Here is a 22682-nt window from a genome sequence, read left to right as displayed (position 1 = left end):
AATTATCGCAGTTTAGTTTTTAAAACTATCATGAGTATTCCAGTTCAGTTTTACATCCTTGGAATTCTTTTTCTTCTACATTTACCCGCTATGGCGCAAAAAAAAGTAGAAAGCAAAGCCTATGGAATCATGTTGGACGGGCTTCTAAGTGATACCGTTCCTGCAGTTTCTGTAGAGCAACTTGCCAAAATGGATGATGTGGTCACTTTAGACTCCCGGTCAAAAGAAGAGTATGAGGTTAGCCACATGAAAAATGCCATTTGGGTGGGTTATGAAGATTTTACGTTGGATAGAGTACCCGAAAATCTTAAGAACAAGAAATTAGTAGTGTATTGCTCTGTGGGCGCCCGAAGCCAAAAGGTAACTACTAAACTTCTTGAGGCTGGTTACAATAATGTTTCAAACTTGTACGGAGGTATATTTGAATGGATAAATCAGAATCATCCTGTGTATAATGATGAGGGCCAAACCAAAAAAATCCACCCTTATAATTTTGTGTGGGGGCTTTGGTTGAGTGAAGGCGAAAAGAGTTACGATTGATGTTTTTTCATCTTCTACATCATATGCCCTTTTATTATTTTCAAAAAAATTCAGATTAAATCAATCCGATTAAAAACCGTTCTCGTAAATCCCCAGTAGAATTGTTTAAATTAACGAACTCACAAGGGATCACTTTAGCTTGAGCAACCAATTTTCAAATACTGCCGTTCTTATTTTCTCTCGATCAGCGAAAGCTGAAAGCTTGGAGAAAAATCTTTTTTCGTCTCAGCGCAAGAGGTTCAACAGAACCATCTTTCAATCCCTTTTAGACCATAGCCTCCATACGGCAAAGGATTCACAACTCCCTATTTTCTGGATTGATGAGAACAAGCAGCGTGGGTACAATTTTGGTGAGCGATTTGCCAATGCCTTTGAATACGTTTTTAGTCAGGGTTATGATAATGTAATCTCCATTGGTAACGATACACCGGAGCTTACCTCAGATGACTTATTGCAAGCGGCAAATATTCTGGACCAACAAAAATCTGTTTTAGGCCCCACGGCTGATGGCGGTGATTATTTGATTGGTTTAAACAAAAGTGCTTTTTGCAAAGAAACTTTTCAAAACATTCCTTGGCAAACCTCAGCAGTGCATAAGAGTCTTGCCAATTACTTCAAAGCATTTGACTGTTCTACAGCACTACTTCACACTTTGGTAGACGTAGATCATGAATCTGTAATTTGGGAATCGTCCACTGATCATAGCAAACTTCAATCCTTGAAGATTCTTCTGCTAAAACTGCTTGGTCAAACGATTTTCACCCTGTTTTATCGCATACCGCACACCAGCTCTCCCTCTTTGCTTCAAAAGGGACTTCGAGCCCCACCAAGTTTTTCTTAGAAAACTTATCTCCCCTTTTGTAATCCTTATTAACACAGGGAAATTTGGTTTATAACCAATGCCTGAAAACTTTTATTGTGAATAGAATATTCTACGCATTTGCATTGCTCGTAGGCTTGGTATCTTGCAATTCTACACCTCCAGAATCTGACATCAACCTTTCTGAAGCACCTTGGGACACCATTACCCAAAAGGCTAGCGGTACCACCGTGAATTTTATGATGTGGCAAGGCAATCCTTCATTAAATGATTACATCAACAATTATGTAATTCCAAGGGTAAAAGAGCTCCATAATATTGACTTGGAAATTACTGGTGGCCAAGGTCCTGAAGTAGTACAACTGGTAATGGGTGAAAAACAAGCTGGGGTAGAAAAAGGCCAGGTGGACATTGTTTGGATTAATGGTGAAACCTTCTTTCAGCTCAGAAAAATTGATGGCTTATGGGGGCCTTTTGTAAAAAAACTTCCCAGTTCTAAATACATAAATTTTGACAACCCCTTTATCAGCATTGATTTCCAACAACCAGTAAATTACATGGAAGCGCCTTGGGGCATGGGGCAATATGCACTAGTCTACGACTCTGCTCAAGTGTCCAATCCGCCAAGAAATCTAAATCAGCTTGAAGCCTACCTAAAAGAAAACCCTGGGACTTTTACTATATCCAACGACTTTTCCGGAATGACCTTATTGAAAAGCTTTTTGGCAGAAATAGGAGGCTCGCCTACCAGTCTGGATGGTGAGTTTGATGAAGAAAAATACAATAGGCTTTCTGAGCAATTGTGGGATTACATCAATAGAAACAAAAAATATTTCTGGAAAGGAGGTAGCACTTTTCCCAAAGAACACACCAAAGTAGACCAGATGTTTGCCACGGGCGAGTTACACTTGGTTTATGGATTTAGCGAAGGCGGAATAGAAGATAAAATACGTGATGGGCTTTTTCCAAAAACAACCCGTGCCTACGCCTGGGACAATGGCACCATTCTCAATTCTAACTACCTCGGAATTCCTTACAACAGCAGCAATAAGGCTGGGGCTATGACGGTAATTAATTTCTTGCTGTCGCCTGAGGCTCAATATTACAAGCAAACCCGAAATGGTCGTGAAGCCCGCACCGTGCTCGACCTTAATCTCTTGCCCGAAGAATGGAGAGCGAAATTTGAAAATGCTCCTAAACCTCAATACTCTCCAAACCTTGAAAAGCTGGCCAAAAAAGCAATTAAAGAACCTGCTCCGGAGTATATGATTCGCCTGTATGATGACTTTAGAACTGAAGTAATTGAAAAATAAATACTCAAATATTGGCCTGCTCTTTTTCGTACTGATTGGTGTAGTGCCATTTGCCGCGGCATTTATATATTCGGTGCTCTACAGCTTTGGCGTGGTAGGTGTTGTGAATGATGGTTTCACCACCCGCTTTTGGGAATCTGCCATTACTTCGGGAGAATTTTTTAAATCATTTGGATACAGTGCTGCCATAGCTGCGGTTTCCGTTACCATTTCCGTGGGGCTGGCATTATGGTTAGCCCTAAAGTTCACCAAGGAGTTGAATAGAAAACTCTTATCATTTGTTATTTACCTGCCCTTAGCTATTCCTGGTGTGGTGGCAGCTTTCTTCACGTTTCAGCTTTTTAGCAAAGCAGGTTTTTTCTCCCGGCTTAGCTACAAACTGGGCTGGTTGGTTGAAGCTCGACAGTTCCCCGATTTGGTAAACGACCAGTATGCCATTGGTATCATCCTCACATTTATCACAGGGGTTATGCCCTTTTTTGTGCTACTGTTTTTGAATGTGTACAAAAATGAAAGAGTGGCCGACCTATCGCGCCTGGCGTACTCTTTGGGCGCCTCTCCTAGGCAAATTACCTGGAGGGTAAGCCTACCTGTAATGCTTCGAAAAACCTGGACGCTGGTTGTATTGTACTTCATATTTCTACTCGGAGCGTATGAAGTTCCCCTGATACTCGGGCAAGAGTCTCCACAAATGCTTTCGGTACTTGTTATTCGAGAAATCAAGCAATATGACCTCACCAAAATATCTGAAGGCTATGTGGTAGCTGTGATTTACACAATCATTGTGTCGCTGGCCGCTATTCTGCTCTTTTCCAAAAAAAGTAAAACCACTGAAGCCATAGTAGATAACTGATGCATAATATCACGCAAAGGCGCAAAGCACGCCAAGAGTTTATAGAAACAGAAGGTGCTACCGAAGCCCTGAACCTGATGGAAGGATCAGCCTTGGCCTTTGGAGGGGATGATTCGAAATCAAGCCTTAGTAAGACCGGGAAGCTCCGAAGAATTGAGGAGATCACCCGATCGCACTTAGGCTTGATAAAGAGAAGCCCCTCCAAAGGGCGAAGCCTTGACCTTTTTGGTTCTTTTTGGGTCAAGCCAAAAACGAACAGAAATAAAAATATTGCCCAACTATGAAACTCTGGAAACCCGCAATATTATCCCTTCTCGTAATCCTGATACTCTTCCCTTTTGTGTATCTGGTGCTACTTTCCATGGCTTCCAATTGGCGTTTCCCTGAAGTGCTGCCTGCCTATTTTGGACTGAAAAACTGGAGTCGCATTTTTGGTTCGGAAACGGGACTACTTGGAAGTTTTATAATCTCGGTGGTCATTTCACTTTCGGTAGCTACAGTTTCTACTTTATCTGGATTTTTCATCAGCCGAACGGTATCCTATCATCCAAGAAAAAATACTTTAACACTCCTCACCTATTTTCCATACATAATGGCCCCTGTGGTATTTGGCGCCTGTCTTAGTTTTTTCTTTTTAAAGCTTGGCTTATTTGGGAAACCAACTGGAGTAATCGTTGCTCAGTTTATGATTGCTTTTCCCTACGCCCTGATTTTTTTCAGCAGCTTTTGGAATGAGCGCACCAAGAGCCTCGAAAATCTGGTGGCTACCCTTGGTGGAAACCGAGTACAGACCTTTTTCAAAGTGCTATTCCCCATTGCAAAAGGCATGTTGTTAATCTGCTTTTTTCAAACCTTTTTAATCTCATGGTTCGAATACGGACTCACTTCCATAATAGGGGTTGGAAAGGTGCAAACGCTTACCATCAAAGTATTTCTATTTATAAAGGAAGCCAATTTTTACTACGGGGCACTAAGCTGCTGCCTATTGATTTTCCCTCCGGTAGTATTGCTTTATCTCAATAAGAAATATGTGTTCAACAAAATCGTGTAGATAATGGATAGCGCAGAAACACATATCACAAAATTGCTTCAACGCAGAGGCGCAGAGAGCGCAGAGCTACGCGTAGAATTAAATCTCGACCTACAGAGCTTTATCACTGGCTCTATCCTCCGCTGGCAGCCCGCACTAAACTTGTCGAAGTGGAGGTGCCCGATGGGCGGAAGTGGACTGGTAAAAGACATACAACTCAAACAAATCTAAATGTTTTTAGAAGTACAAAATATCCTCAAAAGCTTTCATGCAGAGCAAGTGGTAAAAGACTTGAACTTCTCGCTGGACGCTCATAAAACCCTGAGCATCCTCGGAAAATCAGGTTGCGGCAAAACCACAATGCTCAAGATAATCGCAGGCCTTGAAAAACCTGACGCAGGGAACATCACTCTGAACGGAGAAAATATTGATGAAAAATCTCCTGAAAAGAGAAGCGTGGTATATCTCTATCAAGAGGATTTATTGTTTCCGCATTTAAATGTTTTTGAAAATATCGCATTTGGCTTACGCCTAAAAAAGCTACCAAAAGACGAGATTAAAACCAAGGTGGAAGAAATGATTGACAGCCTAGAGCTTAATGGTCAGGCTAATAAAATGCCTCATCAACTTTCGGGGGGGCAACGTCAGCGCGTGTCTTTTGGGAGAGCCATTATCACCAACCCTTCTTTGCTTTTACTCGATGAACCCTTTGGTAGTCTGGATGCCGGAACACGCCAAAGGATGCAAGTACTTTTCAAAAAGCTCGCTTCGCAGTTTAGCATCACCTCACTTTTTATTACCCATGATTTGAAAGAGGCCATTTTGATGGGGGATAAAATTGCCTTTATGCGCAGCGGATGCCTGAAAGTATACAAAGACAAAAATGAATTTATAAATGACCCAGACACTGGGGTACAACAAGAAATTGGATTCTGGGAAGGGCTTATTGCCAGCCCATTGAAGAAGGTTTCAGGATAAAGAAATGGAACGCAAAGACGCAAAGTAGCTAAGAGTTTTGCGCCTTGGCGACTTTGCGTGAAAAGAAAAAATTAAAAGAACTAACATGAATAAACAAGTTTGGATAGACACTGACCTTTCGGTAGGAATGGAACGCGAAAACCGCCCGGGCTACTGCGATGTAGATGACGGCTACGCTATTCTTCAGTTAATGAAAGCTGAAAATATAGACATCGTTGGGATGAGCAGCGTATTTGGAAACACGCCTCTCAAAAACGCCCACCCGCTTTGCGAAATGATGAATACCGAATTTGCCAAGGGAAAAATTCCTACTTATCGAGGAGGTGCCGAAAAGATTGACCTCGCCAACGTACAAAGTAACCCAGCCGTGGACGCTTTGGCAGAAGCCCTCAAAAACCAAAAGCTAATCATAATGGCCATTGGACCCGCCACCAACGTGGGTTTGCTACTACTTAAATATCCAGAACTGAAAGACCAGATTGAAGAAGTGGTTTTGGTGGCTGGCCGCAGAACTGCGCAATCCAACTTTGCCATTGGCAACAAAGGCCGCAATGCTGGCGATGCCAATTTCGATAAAGACGTAGCTTCTTTTGAGGTGATGTTTCAACATGGCGTGGCGGTTACGCTGGCTCCATTTGAAATAAGCAACAAGGTTTGGCTTACACAAAAAGACCTAGATATGCTGGCCAAAAGTGATGATGCCGGAAACCAATGGATTGCCAAAGAATCGCAACACTGGCTACAGCAGTGGCTCGACCAAGGTGCGGAAGGTTTTAACCCCTTTGATGTGTTGGCCAGTCATTACATCATTTCGCCAGAGGATATTATAAGCGAAGAACTGAATGCCCGCATGGAAATTCACCCAAATGATACGGTGGACGACCCTGACCATTTTAAGCACTATTTGCTTTGTGATAAATCATCTGGCTACCCCGTAAAATACTGCTATGATGTGGTGGAAGGATATCATGAAAAGTTGATGAGAAGTTTAATGCTAAAAAGTTAAAGGTGGCACGCAAAGTCGCAAAGAACGCCAAGTTTTTTTTGCGCTCTCCAAGACTTTCCGCCTTAGCGACTTTGCGTGAAAACACTAAAGAATACTTTCCGCCTTTGCGTGATAAATAGAATTATGACAAAACTAACTAGAGATAAAAACTACCTCGAAACCTACCTAAAATCCCAAGGTTGGCTAGAGGAAAACGAAACCATAAAATCTACCGAAGTACCAGGCGAGGGAAACATGAATTTCACCTTGAGGTTAGATACCGGTGAACGCACTTTTATTGTGAAGCAAAGCCGCGATTTTGTGGAGAAGTATCCGCAAGTGGCGGCTCCAGCCGAACGGGCTTTGCGCGAGGCAGAGTTTTACGAGCTCACTAGTGAGAAACCTGGACTCAAAGCCATGATGCCAAACATTCTTGGTCTGGACAAAGAAAATAATGTGATGGTGATGGACGACTTAGGCGCGGGTTCGGATTACACACATGTGTATAAAAAAGGCCAAACCATTCCTGAAGATGAGCTAATTGAAATAATGGATTTTGCTGCTGATCTGCACAATGGCTTCTCTGCAAAGACAGCTTCCAAAGTGATTCACAATCTTAAAATGCGAGAGTTGAATCATGAGCACATGTTTGTATATCCTTATTTGGATGACAACGGATTGAACCTGGATGACATCCTACCCGGACTTGCTGAAATTGGAAAGATGTACAAAGCCGATGATGAGCTAAAGGCAGAGTTAGAAAAAATGGGAAAGCTCTATCTGGCAGATGGAGACAAGCTTTTGCATGGTGATTACTTTTTAGGAAGTTGGCTCAAAACCAAAGATGGCGTGCGCATCATCGACCCCGAGTTCTGCTTTTTTGGCCCTGCCGAATTTGAAATCGGAGTAACTATAGCACACCTCAAAATGGCAGACCAATCTGAAGAACTTATAACAAAGGCATTGGATCACTATTCCGCGAAAGCGAAACTAGATGAAGAACTGCGGAAGAAATTTACGGCCACTGAAATCCTAAGAAGGATTTTGGGGCTGGCTCAGCTTCCGCTGGAGATTGGGCTGGAGAAGAGAAAAAGTCTACTGGAAGAATCGAGAAACATTTTAACAGGAAACTGATAAGAACCACTGAACCGACTTGCGAGGATTAATCTATCGTTATCCAGGAAACCACCTGGTCTGCGATAAAAGCGGATTTTATGACACAAAACTTTAATAAATACCAACAGATTTACTGGGCTTTCACACAGCTCTGCAATGATCATTGTGATCACTGCTACAACAGCAGCGGGCCACATGGCGAACGTATGTCTGAAGAGGAATGTCTCGCGGTGGTAGATAACCTACCTGATCAGTTGGAAAGATTAATTCTAAGTGGAGGTGAACCGCTGGCGGAACGAAAAGTCCTTTTTTCGATACTTGACAAACTCAAGGAAAAGTATGAAAACCGACTGTTTATAACCATCCAATTCAACGGTGATCTCTTAACCCCTAAAATTCTGAAGCAACTACTGGATAAAGGTGTGGATCGTTTTTCTATTGCCAGCATTGACCGTTATCACAAAAAACAGGGAGAACGAAAAGAAATTCTAGCTGAACTTTTTGAAAGCCACGGCACCCGGTTTACGGAAGGTCAACCAGCAGTAACCAAAGCAGAGTTAGCCAAAACCAATCGGAACGATCCCACATTTGGTTTTTTTGGCGCCACTGAAGACATGTGGCTGGGTGGAAACTGGGCTCGTGGCCGTGCCATGGATAACAACATCTGGAAAAAAGATGGCTCGCATAATTTCTGTGCCATCCACTCAGGAGCAATCGGATTTTTAGAGCCTGAGGAGGAGCAAGTACAGGAAATGTCCATTCAGCTTTGGAAAATTAACCCCTGCTGCCCAGGTACGGTAGAGCCACTGGGCGATGCCCGTGTGGAAAAAGTTGCCGAGGTGTTGCAGCGTGCCACAAAATCAGAAGTCATTCAAAAACTAAACAAAGGTGATGCATGGGGAATGGGCGAAAGCATTGGTATTTCAGAAGGTTATGCTAAACAGCGCTCCAATCACCTTCAAAGCATCTGTTTGTGGTGTGATGATTTTTTTAAAAATCACTATGACATCAAAGAACTCAAGGAAAGAAAACGGCAAAAAATAGATGAGGCCGGATTTATACCTGAAAAGATGCAAAGCCGAATCAGCATAAGAAACTCTAACACTAATCCTAATTAACACTATATGAAGAAGTTTTACTTTTTACTGGTCTTCCAGCTTGCCATGGCATCCGCTTGGGCACAATCTCAAAGCTATTCCGCCAAGGTAGTAGATGCCAAAAAAGAGCCCGTGCCCGGGGCTTCCGTAAATATTAAAGGCACTGAAATTTATGCCGCCACCAATGCTGAAGGAGTGTTTACCCTGGAAACAGAAATGACGAATTTCATCCTTCAGGTTTCTGCCTTGGCCTTTAAACCAAAAGAAATTATAGTAACTAATGGCAGTATTCCTGCATCAATTTCTTTGGAAGAAAATACAGAGCAGCTTGATGATGTAGTGGTGACAGCACTCGGCATAGAGCGTGACAGGCAATCCATCGGGGCATCGGTAACCGAAGTTAGTGCGAAGGAGCTAACCGATGTTCCAATGACCAATGTGGTAAATAGCTTGGCCGGCCAAGTAGCAGGTGTTCAAATTACCAATGGTTCTTCCGGCCCTGGGTCGTCTTCCAGAATTATAATTCGAGGAGAAAACTCGCTGAGTGGTTCTAACCAACCACTTTTTGTAGTGGATGGTGTTCCTATCAGCAACGAATTGGTAGCTAGCAATCTCACAAATGACGGGGCTCTTCAGGAGGTAGATTTTGGTAATGGAGCTGCCGAAATAAACCCGGATGACATTGCGTCAATGTCTATCCTCAAAGGACCAGGCTCTGCCGCTCTATACGGCTCACGGGCTGCCAATGGTGTTGTTGTAATCACAACCAAAAGAGGAGAAAAAAAGCGTGGGTTTGGTGTAAGCACCAGCAGCCTTCTAACCTTTGAAACCTTACTCACCATGCCTGATTATCAAAATGTATACGGTGGAGGTTCTAACGGACAATATTCATTTGAAAATGGTGTAGGAGGCGGAGTGAATGATGGAGGCATCAGTAGCTACGGTCCAAAATTGGATCAAGGTCAGCTTATAAAACAGTTTGACAGCCCCTCTGTGGACATTAATGGAAACCCGGTGCGTGGTGGAGATGTAATTGCGCGAACTTATCCGGATGGCTCTTACACAGATATTACACCAACAGCGTGGACTTCGCGCCCTGATAATGTGAGAAACTTCTTTGAAACAGGTATTACTTCTCAACACAATATTGCCATCAGCTCATCAAATGACAGGAGTGCTATTCGTTTTTCGTACAGCAATCTGCGCAATGAGGGTGCTATTCCCAATACTGATTTAAAAAGAGATGGTTTGGCACTGAGTGTGGATCAGGAATTGAGTGACCGTTTAAGCGCAAGCTTGTTTGTGGATTACATAAACTCAAGAAGTGAAAACCGCCCCAATCTCGGATATGGATATGAAAACGTGATGTATGGCTTCAACTGGACTGGTCGTCAAACGAATATCGAATCCTTGCAAGATTACTGGCAAGCTGGTCAGGAAGGTATTCAGCATTATGACTTTAACTATTTGTGGCTGACCAACCCTTATCTCACCCTTTTTGAAAACACCAATTCCTTTAATAAGGATCGGGTTCTGGGTAATGCTAACGTTACTTATGATTTCAGCGAAAAGCTGAACTTAAGGGTACGCACAGGTATGGACAACTATAACGATGACCGCGAATTTAGAAGAGCTTACAGCACAAACAGAAATCCTTATGGTAGTTACCGTGAAGACAATGTGAGCTTCCGCGAAATAACTACTGATGTATTGTTGAGCTATAATGACAGAATCAATTCGGCTTTCAGATATGGCTTGTCTGCCGGTGCCAATCGAATGGACCAAAAAACGGAGTACACCTACACCACAGCAGCCCAACTTGCGGTTCCTGGTGTATACTCGTTGGCCAATTCCAGAGTACCTCTTTCTGGGAACAGCCAGGTTTTTGACAAGCGCATAAACAGCGTTTACGCTATTGCCAATTTAGCCTACCGCACTTCTCTATATTTAGATTTGAATGTAAGAAACGATTGGAGTAGCACATTGCCAGAAGACAATAACTCTTTTGCATACTACTCGGCTTCATTGAGCTATGTACTTTCTAATATGATAAGTATGCCCGAAGGCACTTATGCCAAACTACGGGTGAGTGCGGCCAGTGTTGGTAATGATACAGAGCCTTATCAATTGGCCAACACCTTTCAGTTTAATCAAAACTATGGTTCTGACTTTCGGGTAACGAATGAGTCAGTATTGAAAAATGCTAACCTTAAGCCTGAGCGACTAAATGCTTATGAAGTAGGTGCTGAAGTTTGGGTATTGGATAATCGCGTGCAAATGGATGTAGCTGCTTATCAAAACACTAGTGTCAACCAAATTATTGGCCGTCCTGTGTCTTCAGCTTCTGGTTATACCAATGTGATTGAAAATGGCGGTGAAGTAAGAACCAGAGGTTTGGAAGCCATGGTTCGTGGTAAAATTATTAATGGAAGAGACTTTCAATGGTTAGGCACTGTTAACTTTTCCACTTTTAGAAGTGTGGTAACAAAACTCCCTGAAGGTGTAGACCAGTTTGTAACTGGAACAGCTAGCGTATTTGCCGGAAACGGTGGTGCCAATACTGTATTTTACATCGCCTCCGAAGGCGGTCAGGTTGGTGATATGTACGGAACCGGATTTATAGAAGTTGATGGAGAGACCTTATACAACGAAAATGGACTTCCTGTACAAGACCCCACGCTGCGCCTACTTGGAAACTACAACCCTGACTTCACCATGGGGTTCGGCACCGAGTTTCGATACAAATTTGTTTCACTTTCTGTATTGTTTGACTGGCGCAAAGGAGGAACTATTGTATCCCGAACCAAAGCTTTGGGAAGCACATCTGGAGTTTTGCAAGAAACTCTTGAAGGAAGGGAAACCGGAGTTGTAGGAGATGGTGTAATGAATGTGGGTACGGATGACAATCCGATTTATGTAACAAATACCACCGCAGCACCAGCTAGCCAATTTTACAATAGCTTTTATGACCGAGGTAATGAAGAAAGTGCTCTTTACGATGCATCGTATGTAAAGCTTCGCCAGGTGAGCCTGTACTTCAATATGCCATCCAAGTTTGTAAAGAGGATTGGTTTTGAAAAAATACAAGTTGGTTTGATTGGTAGCAACCTATTCCTGTGGACTGAGAACCCTCACTTTGACCCTGAGCTAAATGCCTTTCAGGAGCAAAACATCACCTACGGTGTGGAAGATATGAGTTACCCATCTACCAGAAGTTTTGGTATTAGTTTGAAGACACAATTCTAATTCAACGCACTATCGATTTTAAAGAATAGAACATGAAAAAAACAATATACACCCTCAGCCTAATAAGCCTTATCACCTGGGGCTGCACCAAGGACTTTGACAAAATAAATAAGAACCCAAACGGCCCTGAGAATATCAGTCCTCAATTCCTGCTTTCTAATATAATTTGGGAAGTAGCAGACCGAAATACTTATGACCAGGGATTTATACTGGCCAGCTACTTGGTTCAGCAATCAGCTAGTGTAGAATTTGAAAGGATTGACCGCTACGAAATGGGCTCTAATAGTGAATATTGGGATGCACTTTATCGCCTGTTGGCTGATATTCAATCCATGAAAAAAGTGGAAGGAACAAATGAGGCTTATGCTGCCGTAGGCGATATTATGAGTTGCTTTATTTACTCACAGCTTACTGACATGTGGAACAATGTTCCATATACGGAAGCATTGCAAGCCAAAGAGGCCAACTTCACCCCAAAGTATGACTTGCAGGAAGAAATATACACTAACCCCAACACCGGGCTTTTGGCTGTGCTTAAAAATGCGACCGATGTACTAAATAACACCAACTTCTCCATTTCAGGAGATATTATGTTTAGTAATGACTTAGGCCAATGGATTCGCTTTGGTAATTCGCTTCGAGTGCGATATCTGATGCGTATGAGTAATCACTTTGGGCAATACCCTGATTTGCAAAATGAACTGCAAAACATTGTAGATGGCGGAATGATAATGCTGGGAAATCCAGACAATGCAGTGGTGCCTTACCTGGCCTCTGCCCCTAACCAATTTCCATTATTCAATGCTTCACAGGGTGGATACCAGGAGCACCGCATGACCCAAACAGCTGATTCTATTCTCACCATGTGGGATGACCCTCGTGTAGAAGTGCTTTACAAGCCCACTCAAAAAAGTGTGACCGATGGAAACCCAGAATACAAAGGTTTGCTGAACGGCCAAAGCCGGGAAACCATTGCTTCCGAAGGGATTGATTTGAATGACATCTCCTTGTACGGGGCTATTTTTAGAGATCAGCCCGATGGTGTAGATGCTCAAATCATGCAATACGCTGAGCTGCAATTTGCTTTAGCAGAAGCAGCCGAAAAAGGTTTCATCTCTGGAAGTGCCCAGGTTTATTATCAAGCAGGTGTTGAGGCCAGTTTTGACTATTATGATGTGGAAGTACCTGCAGACTATTTTTCCAGAGCTTCTGTAATGCTAGATGGTACCAACAACCTCAATCGTATTTTAACCCAAAAGTGGTTAGCCCTTTTTCACTGCGGCCATGAAGCTTGGTTTAGCGTTCGCAGAACAGGTATTCCAAATCTAAAACCCGGCCCTGACAACCTGAATGGAGGAAAGTATCCTGTGAGATATTTTTACCCGGAAAGTGAGCAGGCAACCAATAGCGAAAACTACCAGAATGCCATTCAAGAAATAGGTGGCGACAACATCAACAGCAAAGGTTGGTGGGAACAATAATTCCTAAAATCTTATTGAACTTTTAATTGAAGGGGCTGCCTGAAAAGACAGTCTCTTCTAATTTAACTCAACCAGCAACAAGTCTGATCATTCTTGGGCAGCTATTCTTACCTCTTTTTTTTCAAAAAAAATCCTACTCCCAGAACAACTTAATCATTTGCAAAAGAGAGGTTTATTGACCTACGGAACTCCTTATTAAGTGATTAAAATCTGATTGATTTCTGTAATTATTTCAAAAAATACATCGTTAACTATATTTACAGTGTCATTAGAAAAAGACATGTATAATAACCTCACATATTAACAATGAATTTTTTACGACACTTATGTTTATCCTTAATTATCATTCTTTCTGCGTGCGACAAAAAGAATAACCATTCCATTGCCGAACATGAAAGCTATCGCTTCTACCTATGGCAGCTTTTGAATGCCAATTACTGGGACTTTGACTTTATAGGCACACATCATGACAACTACTTCTACCCTGGCTTTAGAGGCGTACTATTTGATCGCGATCATGAAGGGATCTCAGGAATACAGACTGTAGGTGTATTGAATCATATGGATTTTGTTTTAGACCATATCCCAAAACCTGATGTTGTTTTGCTCGGAATTGGAGGAAATGATTTAGCATCTGGAAGCAGAGGAGTTGAAGAAACGGTTGACAATATCAAAGAAATCATAAATCGGTTTCAAGCAGTGAATCCCAATGTTGTGATTTTGGTTGAGCAAATAGCACCAATTAAGGAAAGTGAAGAAAGCATAGCATTAGTAGATAAATTAATAGAATTCAATAACCTCATTGCTCAACTTCCTATTAGCGAATCTACCAGTCGGTCCAAAGTTATTTCGGTGGACATGTTTAGCAATTGGAGCAATCAAAATTTTGCTGATGACGTCCATTACAATACCCGAGGGGCGCAAGAAGTTGCTTTTAGATATTATATCGAGATAGTGAAGCATCTTAACTTTGAGAATCACTATCGCATCCTACCCATAGGAGACTCTAGAGTAGAAGGGTACAAATCAACAAGCGAACATGTAGGTTTCCGTCAGGATTAATTATATCAACTTCTAAATCACTCGTCTTACTTTTCTGGTTGACATAAGCTCTTATTTGGAGTCAACTTTTTCTAGGACGAGACAAGCACAAAAAAAGCCCTTCGAGAAATCGAAGGGCTTTTTACTTGGTACAGGCGGAGAGACTCGAACTCTCACACCTCGCGGCACTAGATCCTAAGTCTAGCGTGTCTACCAATTCCACCACGCCTGCGTACCTTTTCTCTCGACTTAAAAGAGAAGATTACAAAAATCGCTTTCCGTAATCGGGGCGCAAATATAATCCAATTTCCCACACTTCAACAAACGTTTTGAAAAAAATATTTTCCTGTAATATCCTTCAATTTTAGAAGCCCTTATTTTTCATCAGCCAATAGTATATTTCTACTTTTGCAGCCTTATAAATATCACACATGATATCAGTAGATTTAAATGAATTGGATGGTAAAACGGCTCACGCTCACCTGCTAGGTGCAGTTGGCCCACGCCCTATTGCACTGGCAAGCACCATTGATAATGGTGGCAACCCAAACTTAAGCCCATTCAGCTATTTCAATGTATTTAGCTCTAATCCCCCCACGCTGATTTTTTCTCCAGCTCGTAGGGTAAGAGATAATACCACCAAGCACACTTTACACAATGCCGAGGCAACTCGTGAAGTAGTGATCAATGTGGTGAATTATGACATCGTGCAACAAACCTCCTTGGCTTCCACCGAATATGGTGATGGAGTAAATGAATTCACCAAAGCTGGCCTTACTCCCATCGAGTCAGATGTGGTAAAACCATTTAGGGTAAAGGAATCACCAGCACAATTTGAGTGTAAGGTGAAAGATATTGTGGCTCTAGGCGATGGTGGAGGTGCTGGAAACCTCATCATTTGTGAGGTAGTACGCATGCACATCAACGAAAATATTCTTGATGAAAATGGAATCATCAGCATGCAAAAAATTGATCTGGTAGCTAGAATGGGTGGCAACTACTACTGCCGCGCTAGTGGTGAAGCGCTATTTGAAGTAGAAAAACCATTAGCAAAATTAGGTATTGGTGTAGATCAAATTCCAAAACGAATAAGACAAAGTACCTACCTTGACGGCAATGATTTAGGAAAGCTTGGTAATGTGGAAAGCTTACCAAATGATGCTGAGTTGGCGGAATTTGCTGAAAACTGGAAAATAAAAGAGATTTTTGAAAAATCTGCAAACGGACTAGAAATGCACGAGAATCTTCATCAATACGCTAAAGAGCTATTGGATGAAAATAAAGTATCTAAAGCCTGGAAGGCTCTGTTATGTGACAAATTGAATCGTATATAAATAAGAAGAATGGAAGTAAGCGGAAGTATTAAGAAGATAGGCGATACCCAACAGGTAACAGCCTCATTTAGCAAAAGAGAATTGGTAGTAACTACCGAAGAGCAATATCCACAGCACCTGATGATAGAGTTTGTGCAAGACAAAACATCTCTATTGGACAGCTACAGCCCTGGTGACAAAGTTACCGTAGGTATCAACCTTAGAGGTCGTGAGTGGACATCTCCACAGAATGAGGTAAAGTATTTTAACTCTATCCAAGGATGGAGAATAGAAAAAGTAGGAGCACAAGGTGGTGATCCTTCTTCAAATGGCGCAGCACCTGCTGCACCTCCTATGGCACCAATGGATGAGGAAGATGATGATCTTCCTTTCTAAGGATCGTCTCAACAATTTTAAAGCCCTGTTTATCGGGGCTTTTTTATGCTCCGTATTTTTTCATAAACTTTAAAACTCATTGCCAATATTCCCTTAAATTCGGCTCACCATTCCCTTATCATGAAAAAATCAACTCTTATACTCTTCGCTTTTTTCTTCTCTCCCTTTGTCTTGCTTTCGCAAAATATAATTCCCCTAATGCCGGAAATGCTAATTAACCTATCAGCTCAAGGTGACGCGACATTATTAATAAATGAGCCCAACACAGCCGGTGACCCCAAAAAGAATGGAAAAACAGGAACTCCAGAGGGTAATTTCTTTGCGAGCTATAATAAGATGTATTATCCGATTCAAGTGGTTATAGATTTAGGGGCGCTACATTCCATTTCTGAAATTTTTGTTTTTAACACTCATGATATAGACAGCTTGTTCTTTTTTACCGGAAGCCCAAAAAACTGGACGAAAAACGGGACTATCTATCTGGACGGTTATAATATTTGGGAAAGCACTTCTATTGGGAAAAACTCACGCTACTTGATGATTGAGTTTCCTAGTTCCAAGGCCAATATATCCGAAATAGTACTTTACGGAAAAGCTTTAGAAGCTACTCCTATAATTCCTAAAAGAACCTACCACAAGCCTCCGCTTTTTGAAAGTTTTCTTGGTATAAACGCCAACCACAATCATCCATTGGCAAAATTGAGCTGTGTAGGAACCGTACGTGAATACCACAACTGGCAGTGGGATGAAGGAAATGATGACCCTAGCTATGAGGGGTACACTAACAATCAATTTGGATGGAACCCCAGCTGGGTTAAAGAGGTATCACCCTGGAACTTTGATCAAACCTACTCTCAGTTTCAGCTTGTAAAGTTAGATGTTTCACCCTGCCTACAACAATCCGCCCCATACATGTTGGAGAATGATGGAAACACTGCATGGAAGCCCATTTCGAAAGGTGATGACCCTGAGATACCGTCATCTTATAAAGAACATGCACGCTATATGTTTCAATTTTCTGCAAGATATGGCTCTACCAGAGTACCCCATCAACAGCTAATGCTTCAGTCCGAAAACCCTAAAATCTCTGGAATGAACCTCATAAATTACGTAGAAAACTGGAATGAACCAGATAACTGGTGGAGTGGACGTGAAGCTTATTTTACACCTTTTGAACTGGCGGCAATGTGCAGCGCAGATTACGATGGGCACCTAGGGAGCCTAGGCTTAGGATACGGTGCCAAAACTGCAGACCCAAACATCAAATTCGTAATGGGTGGTCTTGCAAATATGTCTCTAGAATACATAAAAGCCATGAAACTGTGGAGTGACCATTTTCGCAATGGGAGTTTTCCTGCTGATGTATTAAACTTTCATCACTACAGCAACACAAGCGGGGGACAAGATACAAACCTAAAACAAGCTATAAGTCCGGAAGATGATAGCTTAAAATACAAATTGGCTGAAATCATTGAATACCGCGACCGTTACCTTCCAGGTAAAGAAATTTGGCTTTCTGAGTTTGGTTATGACACCAATCCAAATTCGCCTCAAGGGGTAAAAGCAATAGGTAAAAATGATGTGTTTGAAGTACAGGCACAATGGCTTGTAAGAAGTTATTTGGAAATTGCGGCCGCAGGAGTGGATCGTGCCCACCTCTTCTTTTTTGCTGACCTCAATTCCAAAAACCCAAATAAATTTAACAGCTCAGGAATCGTAAACGAAAAGTGGTTTAAGTTTCAACCCAAAATTTCATGGTACTACATTTATTGTATAAAAAACGCTTTGACGGGGTACCGCTTTGCCAGCGAAATTACCTCCAACCACCCAGATGTAAATATTTACAAATTTGAGAGTGATTATGATGGAACCTGCCTTTATGCTGCTTGGTGTAAAACCTCAACTGACAAAAAGGTATCCAATTATATTCTCGATATTCAAGATAAACAAGGAGCAAAGGTTCTGGAACTCTCTGCAACAGAAAGAAAAGCAACCGAAACGGACGCTAAATATGATACTAAAGGAAATATTCTTTTAAACCTAAGCGAACGTCCAATTCTAATTAGAACCTCCTGCCGCAATTCAAAATAACTATTCATTAATTTCTTGCCAGTTTTTAAAGCATCCTCTGTCTATGGGCAGCTCAAGCTTCTCATTTGGTTTTTGTTTTGTTGTTTTTATTATATCACATCTTGCAGCATATCAATTTTTTACAATTTAAGATGTCTTAAATATTATAAAATGATACTTTCGCAACCAAACACAAACCAAAAACCAAATGAGAAGTTCTACCCTAACCCTTTGGGCATGTATTCTACTGTCTGGAGCACTGTTTTCGCAAAGCAAAATTGTATTAACTCCAGATATGCTCCTCAACCTTTCAACAAAGGGAGATGCTGGCCTACTAATAGATGAACAACAACTTGCAGGTGACCCTAGATCAGGTAGCAAGTCTATTCCATCTACAGCATTTGATGGTGGCTACAATAGTATCTACTTTCCGATAAGGATTATAATCGACCTGAAAGCAGTTCATCAATTAACCGAACTCTATGTTTTTGACTCATATAATGTAGATTCACTTAAAGTATTTGTTGGTGATCCTTCAAGCTGGCAACTAGATAGTGTATTATGGCTAAATGAATGGAATCGTTGGAAAAGCGTATCTCTAAATACTAATACTCGCTACCTGATGTTGGAGTTCCCAAGTATCAAAACTATTATTAACGAGGTCGTTCTATACGGTTATCCTATTGCCAGTAAAGCACCATTACCACCTCGAACTCCCCATACCCCTCCTCTCATGGAAGACTTTCTTGGTGCAAACGGTTTACACAACGAACCTATTGAGAAATTAAAGTGCGTGGGCTCCATTAGAGAATATCATAACTGGCAATGGGACGAAGGAAATAACAATCCTTACCCTGGCTATCCAAACAATCAGTTTGCATGGTCCCCTAGCTGGGTTTCCGGGGCAAATTGGGGCTGGGATTTTGACCAAACTTACACCAATTTCTTTAACGCTGGCTTAGACCTCTCACCTTGCCTCCTGCAAACAGCTCCTTATATGCTTGACAGCAATCTACTGATAGACCAAAAGCCAATTTCTCCAAATGATGACGCTGAGGATCCTACATCTTATGAAGAACATGCTCAATACCTTTACCAATTTACCGCGCGATACGGCTCCGTTGCCGTTCCTGCTTCCAAACTTAAACTTCGTCCAGGTCAGCCCGTACATTCGGGACTCAATCTTATCAAGTACATAGAAAATAGAAACGAACCGGATAAGTGGTGGCGTGGACGCGAAGGTTATTTTACCCCATATGAACTGGCGGCAATGTGTAGTGCCGATTATGACGGGCACGATGGAAGTATGGGCGATGGCTATGGTGCCAAAAATGCTGACCCAAATATTCAATTTGTAATGGGGGGTCTTACTATACTTGGGTTAGAGTATATCAGAGCCATGAAGCTGTGGAGCGACACCCACCGTACCACCGGATTCCCCGCTGATGTTCTTAACTTCCATCACTACAGCAATAGTAGCGGAGGTCAGGATCAGCCAATGAAGGGTGGAATTAGTCCAGAAGATGATAGCTTAAAATACAAGTTAAATGAAATTGTGGAGTACCGCGACCGCTATCTTCCTGGTAAAGAAATTTGGCTATCTGAATTTGGCTACGATACCAACCCCAATTCTCCACAAGGCGCTCGTGCTATAGGTCAAAATGATGTATATGAAGTGCAAGCTCAATGGTTAATCCGTAGTTATTTAGAAATGGCCGCTGCCGGAATTGATCGAGCTCATGTATATTTCTTTGCAGACTTAAATGCCCTAAACCCAAATAAATTCAACAGTTCAGGTCTTGTAAATGAAAAATGGAATGGCTACCAACCTAAAACTTCCTGGTACTATATATATGCTATGAAAAAAGCCCTCAAAGGTTATCGCTTTGGTCAAGAAATAGCATCTGGAGACCCAAGTGTAAACGTCTATAGATTTGACAATGATAGCACCTCTACAAGCGTTTATGCAGCGTGGTGTAATACCTCAACCGACAAAAGAGTCAACAACTTTAACATCAATGTAGGTAATGCTCTGGGAGCTACCCTCATGCAGTTTGCTAAAACCGATACCATTTGCACCGAAGCAGGACTGCAAATTGGTACTAATGCCAATGTAACCGTTAATTTAAGCGAGCGCCCTATTTTTATCAGAGCAGTAAATAGTAACTCCACGGACTGTATTGAAATTGAAGCAAAGAGTTCTATCCACCTCCAGTTAGATAAACAAGGTCAGGCCACCATTACACCTGCAGATATTAATAATGGAAGCAAATCCAACTGTGGACCTCTCTTATTTTCCCTTTCAAAAAGCAGTTTCGATTGTAGTGATGTTACCAGTGGTCACTATACTGAAATAATATCGGACAGCACCTGGAAACAGAGTACAGTAACTGACGGCATAACCAGTAGGACTTACCCTTGGAGTGGAGTAAAAGGCAACCTACCGGCTGCTAGCACATTTACTTCCCAAGTGTCTTTAGGTCAGCCAAAAAGCTATAAAAGTATTGACAATGTGCCTGGCAGTGAAGTAATAAAGTGTGCAAAAAATGTAACATTTTATCGCAAAACATTTCACTTAGCAGACACCGCAGATGTTGATTTTTTTGTGGAAATGACTGTAGATGATGATGTGGAAATTTACCTGAATGGTAATCTGGTAGCTCGTGAAGAAAGTCGCTTGCTCTCCAACGCTAGTTTTCCATCCCACATGTTTAATACCAAAGGACAAAACACTCACAATAATAATGTGCATGAATCTTTTGATCACGTTTCAAATAATGCAAGTTCATATTTAACTCAAGGTATTAATGAACTAATACTGGCGATTAGAAATGGAACAGGCACAGACAATGGAGGATTCAGTTTTAGGATGGGAGTTGGAAACCCTTATGCTCGCGTCCATCGAGTAACGCTCACGGCTACTGACAATATTACTTTAGCCTCGGACACATCATCTACCTTAGTGTATGTTGCAGACAACCTGGCTCCTTCCATTGACCTCGTGCCAAATCCCGAAATTTATTTTGACAACTTAGGAATAGCTGACATAACCTTAGCTGATCTGCGGTTTGCCATTACTGACAATTGCCACCTGAACTCTATTGAGTACGAACCTTCCTCCATTACCTTCTCTCAAGTTAAGGATTCGGCAATAGTAGAAATTGTATCCGACAAAACTTGGACTAAGAGTTCTTTCACAAACTTTAAAAATGCATTTACATATCCATGGTCTGGAGTCTTTGAACTTCCTGACAGCACAACTTACACTATCAATGCCAGTGTGGGCCAACCCTTTTCATACCAAGGAATTTATCCGATAAGTGGCACTGAAGTAATTTCTACGGATGAATACATTACATTTTTTAAGAAGAAATTTCTATTAAACATTGATTCTATAAACGAGTGCTGGATTGATCTCACTGTAGATGACGATGCCGAAATTTACATTAATGGTCAGCTCCTGGCCCGTGAAGGTAGTTTTCAGATTAATAATTCTAGTGCTCCAGCACATCGTATTTACTATGGTAATAGCTTCCCCACGAACGGTTATCATGGAGGAGATGCTTTTGACTTTGTCAGCAACAGCAATCTGGCTTCAATACTCAATGCAAATGGGAACAATGAAATTATACTTGCCATCAGAAATGGAGGAAACAACAATGTAGGTGGGTTCTCCTTTAAGCTTTCAATTCCATTGACTGAAAAAAAACATGTACCAGTTACCATAACAGCTTCAGACAAATATGGAAACACTAATACCGCTTATACAAGCGTAGAGCTTAAGGACACCATTCCACCAACTATTGTAACCACAAATCCTGTGCTTACGCCAAATGCTTCCGGTATTATAAACTTAGATATTTCACAGTTTAACAATGGTTCTTTTGACAATACAGCAATCGAGAGTTTCTCTATTTTCCCAAGTACCATTACTTGCGGTAGTCTGCGCAACACATCTCTGTATGCTACAGATTATTTTGGAAATACAAGTAGCACAACCCTTAATCTCCTAGTGGACACAGTGCTCTGCCCAAACCTGATAGCCGGTGGGAAAAAGTCTGGATCTTCTAGAACAAATAGCTCTGATGAAGGAACGGATAACCCTTTAGCATCACCTTGGAGCTTCAGAGCTTACCCACTGCCAGCAAATGAAATAGTAAATATTGATGTAAATAAAACTGTTCCTGCAGAATCTATAACATTTGAAGTATGGGATTTAAGTGGGCGCTTAATACTTTCAAAAAGCAATACAACACCTGCTTACAAATACTCCACACAACTTGATTTGACCGAGTTAGCTGCTGGTGAATACTTCCTTACCATAAAACATCAGAATGAATCTCAAACCACCAAACTTCTAATAAACTAAGTCCTCTATGGAGATTTGATAAGGATATAGTACT

Annotated in this window: 18 protein-coding genes and 1 tRNA gene; 18 read left to right on the top strand and 1 reads right to left on the bottom strand. The window is 41.6% G+C overall.

What is annotated here, in order from left to right:
* Positions 1 to 30 precede the first annotated feature (30 nt).
* From OWEHO_RS14410 to OWEHO_RS18020, 14 genes are all read left to right on the top strand, one after another.
* Positions 31 to 540 carry a rhodanese-like domain-containing protein gene (locus tag OWEHO_RS14410; protein ID WP_014203224.1) on the top strand — a complete coding sequence of 170 codons (510 nt, stop codon included), beginning with the start codon at positions 31 to 33 and terminating at the stop codon, positions 538 to 540.
* Between the two features lie 202 nt (positions 541 to 742).
* A complete protein-coding gene (locus OWEHO_RS14405) occupies positions 743 to 1381 on the top strand; it encodes a TIGR04282 family arsenosugar biosynthesis glycosyltransferase (RefSeq protein ID WP_169312800.1) in 639 nt (212 codons plus the stop codon).
* 77 nt (positions 1382 to 1458) lie between these two features.
* Positions 1459 to 2673 carry an ABC transporter substrate-binding protein gene (locus OWEHO_RS14400; RefSeq protein WP_014203222.1) on the top strand — a complete coding sequence of 405 codons (1215 nt, stop codon included), beginning with the start codon at positions 1459 to 1461 and terminating at the stop codon, positions 2671 to 2673.
* A complete protein-coding gene (locus tag OWEHO_RS14395; RefSeq protein WP_014203221.1) occupies positions 2663 to 3526 on the top strand; it encodes an ABC transporter permease in 864 nt (287 codons plus the stop codon). The genes OWEHO_RS14400 and OWEHO_RS14395 overlap by 11 nt, the downstream gene beginning before the upstream one ends.
* Positions 3526 to 3810, top strand: a complete 285-nt coding sequence (locus OWEHO_RS14390; protein ID WP_014203220.1) for a hypothetical protein — start codon at positions 3526 to 3528, stop codon at positions 3808 to 3810. Before OWEHO_RS14395 ends, OWEHO_RS14390 begins: the two co-directional genes overlap by 1 nt.
* Positions 3807 to 4577, top strand: coding sequence for an ABC transporter permease (locus OWEHO_RS14385; protein WP_014203219.1), 771 nt, complete (start codon positions 3807 to 3809; stop codon positions 4575 to 4577). The genes OWEHO_RS14390 and OWEHO_RS14385 overlap by 4 nt, the downstream gene beginning before the upstream one ends.
* A 3-nt stretch (positions 4578 to 4580) precedes the next feature.
* Entirely contained in the window at positions 4581 to 4787 is a 207-nt protein-coding gene (locus tag OWEHO_RS14380) for a hypothetical protein (RefSeq protein WP_014203218.1), read from the top strand.
* Positions 4788 to 5534 carry an ABC transporter ATP-binding protein gene (locus tag OWEHO_RS14375; RefSeq protein ID WP_014203217.1) on the top strand — a complete coding sequence of 249 codons (747 nt, stop codon included), beginning with the start codon at positions 4788 to 4790 and terminating at the stop codon, positions 5532 to 5534. It abuts the gene before it with no gap.
* Between the two features lie 85 nt (positions 5535 to 5619).
* Positions 5620 to 6540 (top strand): nucleoside hydrolase, encoded by a 921-nt coding sequence (locus OWEHO_RS14370; RefSeq protein WP_014203216.1) that lies wholly within the window; start codon positions 5620 to 5622, stop codon positions 6538 to 6540.
* A 123-nt stretch (positions 6541 to 6663) separates the two neighbouring features.
* Positions 6664 to 7653, top strand: a complete 990-nt coding sequence (locus OWEHO_RS14365) for a phosphotransferase (RefSeq protein WP_014203215.1) — start codon at positions 6664 to 6666, stop codon at positions 7651 to 7653.
* A gap of 80 nt (positions 7654 to 7733) precedes the next feature.
* On the top strand, positions 7734 to 8753 hold the full coding sequence (locus OWEHO_RS14360; protein WP_014203214.1) for a radical SAM protein: 1020 nt from the start codon (positions 7734 to 7736) through the stop codon (positions 8751 to 8753).
* A 6-nt stretch (positions 8754 to 8759) separates the two neighbouring features.
* Entirely contained in the window at positions 8760 to 11978 is a 3219-nt protein-coding gene (locus OWEHO_RS14355; RefSeq protein ID WP_014203213.1) for a SusC/RagA family TonB-linked outer membrane protein, read from the top strand.
* Between the two features lie 32 nt (positions 11979 to 12010).
* Positions 12011 to 13459: a SusD/RagB family nutrient-binding outer membrane lipoprotein gene (locus OWEHO_RS14350; protein WP_014203212.1), complete on the top strand. Its 1449-nt coding sequence runs from the start codon at positions 12011 to 12013 to the stop codon at positions 13457 to 13459.
* A 306-nt stretch (positions 13460 to 13765) separates the two neighbouring features.
* On the top strand, positions 13766 to 14521 hold the full coding sequence (locus OWEHO_RS18020; protein WP_014203211.1) for an SGNH/GDSL hydrolase family protein: 756 nt from the start codon (positions 13766 to 13768) through the stop codon (positions 14519 to 14521).
* A gap of 126 nt (positions 14522 to 14647) precedes the next feature.
* On the opposite strand, the gene OWEHO_RS14340 is transcribed toward OWEHO_RS18020, so the two are convergent.
* Positions 14648 to 14732, bottom strand: a tRNA-Leu gene (locus OWEHO_RS14340).
* A 199-nt stretch (positions 14733 to 14931) separates the two neighbouring features.
* On the opposite strand from OWEHO_RS14340, the gene OWEHO_RS14335 reads away from it, so the two are divergent.
* The 4 genes from OWEHO_RS14335 (at position 14932) to OWEHO_RS14320 (ending at position 22648) form a co-directional block, all read left to right on the top strand.
* A complete protein-coding gene (locus tag OWEHO_RS14335; protein ID WP_014203210.1) occupies positions 14932 to 15834 on the top strand; it encodes a flavin reductase family protein in 903 nt (300 codons plus the stop codon).
* A 9-nt stretch (positions 15835 to 15843) separates the two neighbouring features.
* Positions 15844 to 16209, top strand: a complete 366-nt coding sequence (locus tag OWEHO_RS14330) for a DUF3127 domain-containing protein (RefSeq protein ID WP_014203209.1) — start codon at positions 15844 to 15846, stop codon at positions 16207 to 16209.
* Positions 16210 to 16329: 120 nt separating this feature from the next.
* Positions 16330 to 18300, top strand: a complete 1971-nt coding sequence (locus OWEHO_RS14325; RefSeq protein WP_143764615.1) for a hypothetical protein — start codon at positions 16330 to 16332, stop codon at positions 18298 to 18300.
* A 187-nt stretch (positions 18301 to 18487) separates the two neighbouring features.
* Positions 18488 to 22648 carry a T9SS type A sorting domain-containing protein gene (locus OWEHO_RS14320; RefSeq protein ID WP_014203207.1) on the top strand — a complete coding sequence of 1387 codons (4161 nt, stop codon included), beginning with the start codon at positions 18488 to 18490 and terminating at the stop codon, positions 22646 to 22648.
* The last annotated feature ends 34 nt before the right edge of the window (positions 22649 to 22682 follow it).

Origin of the sequence: Owenweeksia hongkongensis DSM 17368 (assembly GCF_000236705.1) — a bacterium.
GTDB lineage: Bacteria > Bacteroidota > Bacteroidia > Flavobacteriales > Schleiferiaceae > Owenweeksia > Owenweeksia hongkongensis.
Note: the sequence above shows the minus strand (reverse complement) of the source record. Positions and strands in the feature narration are given on the sequence as shown.